Annotated in this window: 6 protein-coding genes and 1 pseudogene; 4 read left to right on the forward strand and 3 right to left on the reverse strand. The window is 66.6% G+C overall.

All coding sequences use genetic code 11. The annotated features are described in order from the left end of the window. Positions 1–18 precede the first annotated feature (18 nt). The 3 genes from AC07FK_RS32890 (at position 19) to AC07FK_RS32900 (ending at position 1,828) form a co-directional block, all read left to right on the forward strand. Positions 19–666 carry a hypothetical protein gene (locus AC07FK_RS32890; protein WP_479108575.1) on the forward strand — a complete coding sequence of 216 codons (648 nt, stop codon included), beginning with the start codon at positions 19–21 and terminating at the stop codon, positions 664–666. 91 nt (positions 667–757) lie between these two features. Continuing rightward, positions 758–1,282, forward strand: coding sequence for a hypothetical protein (locus tag AC07FK_RS32895; protein WP_479108576.1), 525 nt, complete (start codon positions 758–760; stop codon positions 1,280–1,282). Positions 1,283–1,360: 78 nt separating this feature from the next. Beyond that, complete coding sequence (locus AC07FK_RS32900) at positions 1,361–1,828, forward strand: hypothetical protein (RefSeq protein ID WP_479108577.1); 468 nt, start codon at positions 1,361–1,363, stop codon at positions 1,826–1,828. A 1-nt stretch (position 1,829) separates the two neighbouring features. Here the strand turns inward: AC07FK_RS32900 and istB are convergent, their stop codons facing one another. The 3 genes and pseudogenes from istB to AC07FK_RS32915 form a co-directional block, all read right to left on the reverse strand. Beyond that, positions 1,830–2,651: an IS21-like element helper ATPase IstB gene (gene istB / locus AC07FK_RS32905; RefSeq protein ID WP_479108578.1), complete on the reverse strand. Its 822-nt coding sequence runs from the start codon at positions 2,649–2,651 to the stop codon at positions 1,830–1,832. Positions 2,652–2,654: 3 nt separating this feature from the next. After that, the gene (gene istA, locus AC07FK_RS32910; protein ID WP_479108579.1) at positions 2,655–3,908 is read right to left on the reverse strand and encodes an IS21 family transposase; all 1,254 of its coding nucleotides are present in this window, start codon (positions 3,906–3,908) and stop codon (positions 2,655–2,657) included. 461 nt (positions 3,909–4,369) lie between these two features. Beyond that, positions 4,370–5,175: pseudogene (locus AC07FK_RS32915) on the reverse strand (IS5 family transposase). A gap of 302 nt (positions 5,176–5,477) precedes the next feature. On the opposite strand from AC07FK_RS32915, the gene AC07FK_RS32920 reads away from it, so the two are divergent. Next, positions 5,478–5,840, forward strand: a complete 363-nt coding sequence (locus tag AC07FK_RS32920; protein ID WP_479108599.1) for a hypothetical protein — start codon at positions 5,478–5,480, stop codon at positions 5,838–5,840. Positions 5,841–6,336 lie beyond the last annotated feature (496 nt).

The following is a 6,336-nucleotide window of genomic DNA, read 5'->3' on the forward strand; positions in this document are numbered from 1 at the left end:
AGTCACGAGGATGCGGTCATGCATGCATCGAGTGATCAATCTGGCGTCGCGCGCCGCCGGTTCCTGAAGGGCGCGCTCGCTACCGCCGCAGGCGGCGTCCTGGTACCCGCCGTTGCGGGCCCCTCGCGGGCGGCCGACCCCCTCCCCAATGTCGGGCAGGAGGTCAGCTTGTCGGTCAACGTCTTCGGCGCCGTCATGACGAGCGGGCTTCAGCCCGGTGAGCAGTCGCTCAGCTTCCTCGGCGGCCGCGTGGTCAAGGTGTTGGAGGGAGGCCCTGACTTCGTACGGTTGCAAACGCTCAGCTTCACGATCGAGGCAGTTCACCCGCTGTTCGGCAAGATCACCATGACGCTCCCGGACGTTGACGTTTCGCCGTTGAGCATCGTGCGGCTGTCGCCCGGCGGGGTCGCTGAGACCTGGCACGAGAGCTCCAAGATCACGTTCGACAGGTCTGGAGACCTGACTGGCCCGTTTACGTTCCACGCGGAGAAGCCGCTCACGGCTACCGCGACCATGCCCAGCTGGCCGCCGCCGCTCCAGGACACGAACCCGGACGGCTCGCCCACAGGCGGTGTCCTCTACTCGGTCGTCCAGCCGCCGACGTTCACGTCAGGCGACATGCGGGTTGACTTCACAGCATTCCCCCCCAGCCTCGGCCGACTGTAGCCGCCATAACTCTGCCCTGCCCCGCGGCTTCAAACCGGGGGACCGGCTCGTTGAAATGAGCACGGAGTCGGGGTGCTTGGTGTGGCTGGGGATGACGGACAAAGACGGCCGGCCGCTGTACTACGACGGCGACCGCTACGCGGCGGGGGAGAACCCGCTCGTCTACGTTCAACGATGGGTGTTCGAGCACCACTCCGACAAGCCACTCGCGGTGGGACAGACGGTCACGCGCAACTGTGAGAACAGGCTGCTGTGCATCCACCACGAGCACGCCACTTTGTGGCGGCACCTGGCAAGCGGGTCCTTCGTGAGCGGTAGCGATGACCGAGCGGATAGCGACGCCGCTCTCGCCGAGATGTGCGCGAACGGGCACGCGTTCGATGACAACAACATTCCCTACGTGAACCCGAGGACAGGCGCCCGGAGCTGTCGGCGCTGCACGCGTGACTCGAAGCTGCGTTCACGCGGGATCGACCCGAGGTCGGTGCCCTACGAGCCTTACCGCAGGGGCGACACGCAGTGCCGGGCGGGGCACCAGTACGCCGTGTTCGGCTTCAAGAACCGCGGCGAGGGCCGCATCTGCAACGAGTGCGTGTCAACGCTCTCTGAAATCTGACCCCCGGCGAGTCTCTGAAAACTGCCCCCCTTGTTGTTGGTCGACGGGTGCCCTCATCACCTCGGCAGGCTGTCAGCCGTGGATGCCAGAATCGGCAGCATGACGTTGTGCGACTACTTCTCCGCCGCTGACGACCAGGCTGCCGTCGCGGTCCTGCAGTCTCCGGGAGGACCGGGTCGAGCGGAGCTCGACGTGGTCCTCCTCAAGAACATCGACCCGGTTGTCGCGATTGCCCAGCTCGAAGCCATCATGACGGGCTGCAGCTATGAGGAGGCCAGCGAACGCCCACGGTCCGGGCAGCTGCTGTCATCGCCGGAGGACGGCCCACCCTTTGTGGTCAGTTTGTCGGACACCCTGTTCGATGCCCTCGCCACGGCGACGGAGGACGACCTCCTTCGCTTTGCTGAGCCGTGGTCGAAGACCGACGAACTCCGGCAGATTCGGATCGGCGTCGAGGCCGCGGCGGATGTTCTGAAGGGGCTGGCAGGACTGGCTCAGCGCGCTCGGGCCTCCGGTCAGCGGTTGTATTGCTGGTGGGCGCTGTGAATTACCGGCGTCCGGCGCCGTTTTCTTTGTTCAGCAGTTCGCGTCGCTGGCGGGTGCGGTAGGAGTCGCCGGTCAGGGTGAGGACCTCGGCATGGTGAACCAGGCGGTCGACCATCGCGGCGGCCACGACGTCATCCGAGAAGGTCTCTCCCCACCGCCCGAAGGGGAGATTCGAGGTGACCATCACAGAGCCCTGCTCGTAGCGCGACGCGATGAGCTGGAAGAATAGGTTCGCCGCGTCCTGGTCGAACGGGATGTAGCCCACCTCGTCGATAATGATCAACTTGTAGCGGCGGATCTTCTTCAGCTCGGCCTCCAGGCGGCCGACCTGGTGGGCTGTCGCGAGGCGGGCGATCCAGTTGCTGGCGGTGTCGAACAGGACCGAGTAGCCGGCCTGGGTGGCCTTGGCCCCGAGGCCGATGGCCAGGTGGGTCTTCCCGATGCCGGGCGGCCCCAGCAGGATCACGTTCTCGGCCTTCGCGACGAACGTGCCGGTCGCAAGGTGGGCAAGGACGTCGCGCCGCAGCGATGGCAGGTGGTCGAGGTTAAAGTCCTCCAGTGTCTTGACCTGTGGAAAGTGGGCGGTGCGGATCCGCATCATGGTGCCCTTGGATTCGCGGTCGGCAACCTGCCGCTGCAGCAGGGCGGCCAGATACTCCTCGTGGGACCAGTTCTGGTCGCGGGCCTGCTCAGCGAGCTCTTCCCAGGTCGCGCCGATCGTGGGCATCTTCAGCACCCGGGTCAGGTAAGCGAGCATGGACGGCATGCCGTCCTTCGGCCCGGCCACCGCGGTGGACAGTTCGGGCTTGATGGCCGTGGTCATGGGTCACTTCGCTTTCGTGGACAGCGGGTTGAAGTCGACGCCGAACAGGGCGTCGTAGTCCGGCAGGGCCCGCAGCGCGACGCTGTGGCCGTCGGCGTGTTGGCGGGTGGCTGCCGCACGTCTTTCGCGGTCGAACGCCAGGGCCTGACGTAGTCGGGCGGCGGTTGCGACGTGGACCGGGTCGGTGACCACCGCCTGCTTGGCCCAGGACCTGGCGTGTCGGGCGACGAGCTGGCCCTCGCAGAGGACCCTGACCTCCTGCGGGGATGCGGTGATGTCGACGAAGCGGCCGATGACCTGCGGGTCGACCGAGTAGTCGACGGTGTCGACGCGGACGTAGTAGTCCCGGCTCAGCCGGATCCGGTGGTTCAGCCCGATGGGCGGGGTGATCGGCGGTAGCGGCAACATCGACAGGTAGTCGGTCTCCAGCAGGTCGACCGGCCGGCCCTGGACCGAGCGGACCGTCCGCGCGTTGGCCCTGATCAGCCAGTCGCGCAACTGCTGGTTGAAGTCGGCCGGGGAGGCGAACTGCCGGCCGGGGAGGAACGAGGTCTCCAAGTACTGGTTGTTGCGTTCAACGATTCCCTTGTATTCCGGGTCACGGGGCGGCGCCAGCTTGATCTTGGTGGCAAGCGTTCCAGCGAACGCCGCCGCGGGAGCGGTCACCCGCCCGGTCCCGCCGATCGCGGACTCACGGTCCCAGACCAGTGTCTTGGTGACCCTGCCGATGCCACTGATCAGTGACCACATGCCCGAGAGGATGTCGCCAGCCTGGCGGGTCGGGATCATCGTCGCGGTCATGAAGCGGGAGAACCCGAGCGACATCACCAGCACCGGCAGGACCCGTTCCTGCCCGGCAGCGACTTGCACCTTCGTCTCGGGGAACCACAGATCGCACTGGGCGATCTCGCCGGGCTCGTAGGTCACGCGGTCGACCGGGTCGATGCCGACGTACTCCGGCCGGATCACCGCCAGCCGCTTCCGCAGCGGCGGCATCGAGTGCGGCCAGCCGATCCGCTCGGCGATGACCGGTGCCGGCATCCGCGGCCACTCGTTCAGCAGGACACGGATCTGCGGCTCGAACGGGTCGACGACCGATCCCCGAGGTGTCCGTTCGTACTTCGGCGGTCGCTCCGAGGACAACGCGGCCCGCACCGTATTGCGGGCCACCCCCAGTCGCCGCGAGATCTCCTTGATGGGCACACCTTCCGCTCGATGCAGCCGGCGTATCTCTGCCCAGTCCTCCACGTTCAGCACCCTCCAAGAGTCCGGAGGGGGTCAAGATTCGGAGACTGCCAGGGGGTCAGTTTTCACGAAGCAGCGACACTCGCGGGTTCTTCGCTCAAGGTGACCGCACCCAGAGCCTTCGGGCGGTCGGCTTCCTGTGCTTGCGCAGGAAGCCCCCCTAGCAAGACAGTGGCGGCCAACGCCATGCTGATGACAGGCCCCGCAAGCCTGCGTTGATTTAGGCGCACTATTCAACCTTCATCTCGTGGTGGGTGAAGGGTGAGATGCAGGTACGCATGGCGGCGGAACGGCTGCCGGCCGAAAGCACCGTGTTGGCTGGCGAAATGAGCGCGTCACTGCGAGGCCAGAAAGCCGTGCTGGCGCGCTCGACTCACGTACGTATGTGACGCCCAGCCGCCGCCATCTGATCCCCCCGTGGGTCTGCCTCATCCCGGAGGTCAGCTGGGTGAGTAGGTGTCAGTGAGCCTCTTTCATCCTGGATAGTTGCAGGTCAGCAGTGTGTGGACGGCTTGGACGATGGTGCCGATGCGGCGGGTGGAGCATCTGGCTTGTCGTAGTAGCCGCCAGGACTTCAGTTGTGCGAAGGCCCGTTCCCCCGGTGCTCTCAGCCGGGCGTGGTCGCGGTTGAACTGCTGGTAGTGCGCGGGTTGTTCGCGGTGGTGGTAGTACGGGGTGCGGACCGTGGCGCCGGCGCCCTGGTAGGCGCGGTCGGCAAGGACGAGGATCTGCCGGGTCAGGCAGGCCTGGACAATGCCGTGAGCCCGGGCTGCGGTCAGGTCGTGGGTGCGGCCGGGCGTCGCGCAGGAGAACCACAGCGGTGTGCCGTCGGGACGGGCGATGACCTGCACGTTCATCCCGTGCTTGCGGTGTTTCATCGAGTAGTACGGCTCGTCGGCACGGATCCGGTCGATGGGGATCAAGGTGCCGTCAACGATGACGTGGTCGCCTTCACCGAGGCCGGTGAGCGCTTCATGGAGGCCGGGTGCCCAGCTGGCCAGGACGTCCAGCGTCTCGTCGACGTACCGCCAAGCGGTGGCCTGCGATATCCCGAAACCATCCCCGAGCTGCGAGAACGTCTCGTTCTTCCGCAGATGGACCAGCGTGAGAAGCGCTTGCTTGAAGCAGCCGAGCCTGCGCCAGCGGGTGTTGCGAGCCCGGCGGTGTTCGTACAGCAGCCAGGAAACATGCTCGACCAGCTCGTGCGGGACATCAAGCATGGCAGGATACGGAACCACAGGGCCCCTTCGGTCACCGGTGTGTTGAGTGAGATCACCACGCCAACGACGAGGGGCCCTGCCCCGTCACCACACCCGCTGACCGGCCCATTTCACCCTCCAGCACAGGATGAAAGAGGCTCAGTTTGTACGGCCGACCATCGACCCGGAGGTCCGTACTGACCTCGACGTGCTCACTGGCGACGGCGGCCTTGAGGGCATCAGCTGGGCTTCCCCGGTCGCCCAGGCAGTAATCGATCACTTTGAGGGTCGTGGTCTTCGAGCTGTTCCGGACACCGGTGAGGATGTTGAGTTTGCCCGACTCGACCAGCACCAAGACGAGCGCGCCCGCATTCGCCAGGCCATGGACCGTCTCCTGGCCGGACAGGCCACCGCCTCCAACGGCAGCCTCACCGTAGTTGCCCTCGCTGCCGAAGCAGGCGTACACCGCATGGCCCTCCTCAAACGGCACACCGACCTGAAGAACGAGTTCTACGAACGAGTGCGCACCGAGACCCGGCAGGTCCCGGAGGCCGAAAGACGTCTGCGGGAAACCGTCACCAAGCTCAAGGAGACCGTCGCCCGACAGAAAGCCGAGATCGAAGAGCTCCGCCAGCTGGTAGCCAGACTCACCCTCGCCAGCGCCGTGCTCATCCACGACGGTCATCAGCGGACGGATTCATCCGCCGCCGACAACGTCGTGCCGCTGCGCCGACCACCAACGTGACGGCCGCCGCCGGTCGGCGCTGGCGACCCTGCCCGGCCACCCGCTCCGGCTCCGGCTCCGGCGACACAATGCCCGACGGCCGCCGCCCGCAGTCGGTCCTCTCGGCCCACTGCCCGTACGCCACTTCGGCGGCTTCCAGCCGGGCCACCCGCGTCTCGATCTCGGCCAGCTCCTTGCACAGCAGTTCTCAGCGCGTTCTGCCAGCTGCACCCGCTGCTCGATCGTCCACGTCAACACATCCACGATGAAGACCTCTCCCGCCGCGGAACCTACGCAACAGGCAAAGGATCTTGCCCGGGAACCGCAGAGGACACCCGTGACAGACGATCACGTGCTACCGATCTCCACCCAGACCAGCACGAGCACTTCCCCGGGACAGCACACCAGCCCCGCTGATCAGCAGAAATCAGGTTGGCGTGGGGGCGGGGGGGGGGGGGGGGGGGGGGGGGAGGGGGGGGGGGGGGGGGGGGGGGGGGGGGGGGGGGGGTGGGGTGTT

This window comes from Streptomyces sp. NPDC046122 (assembly GCF_056429965.1).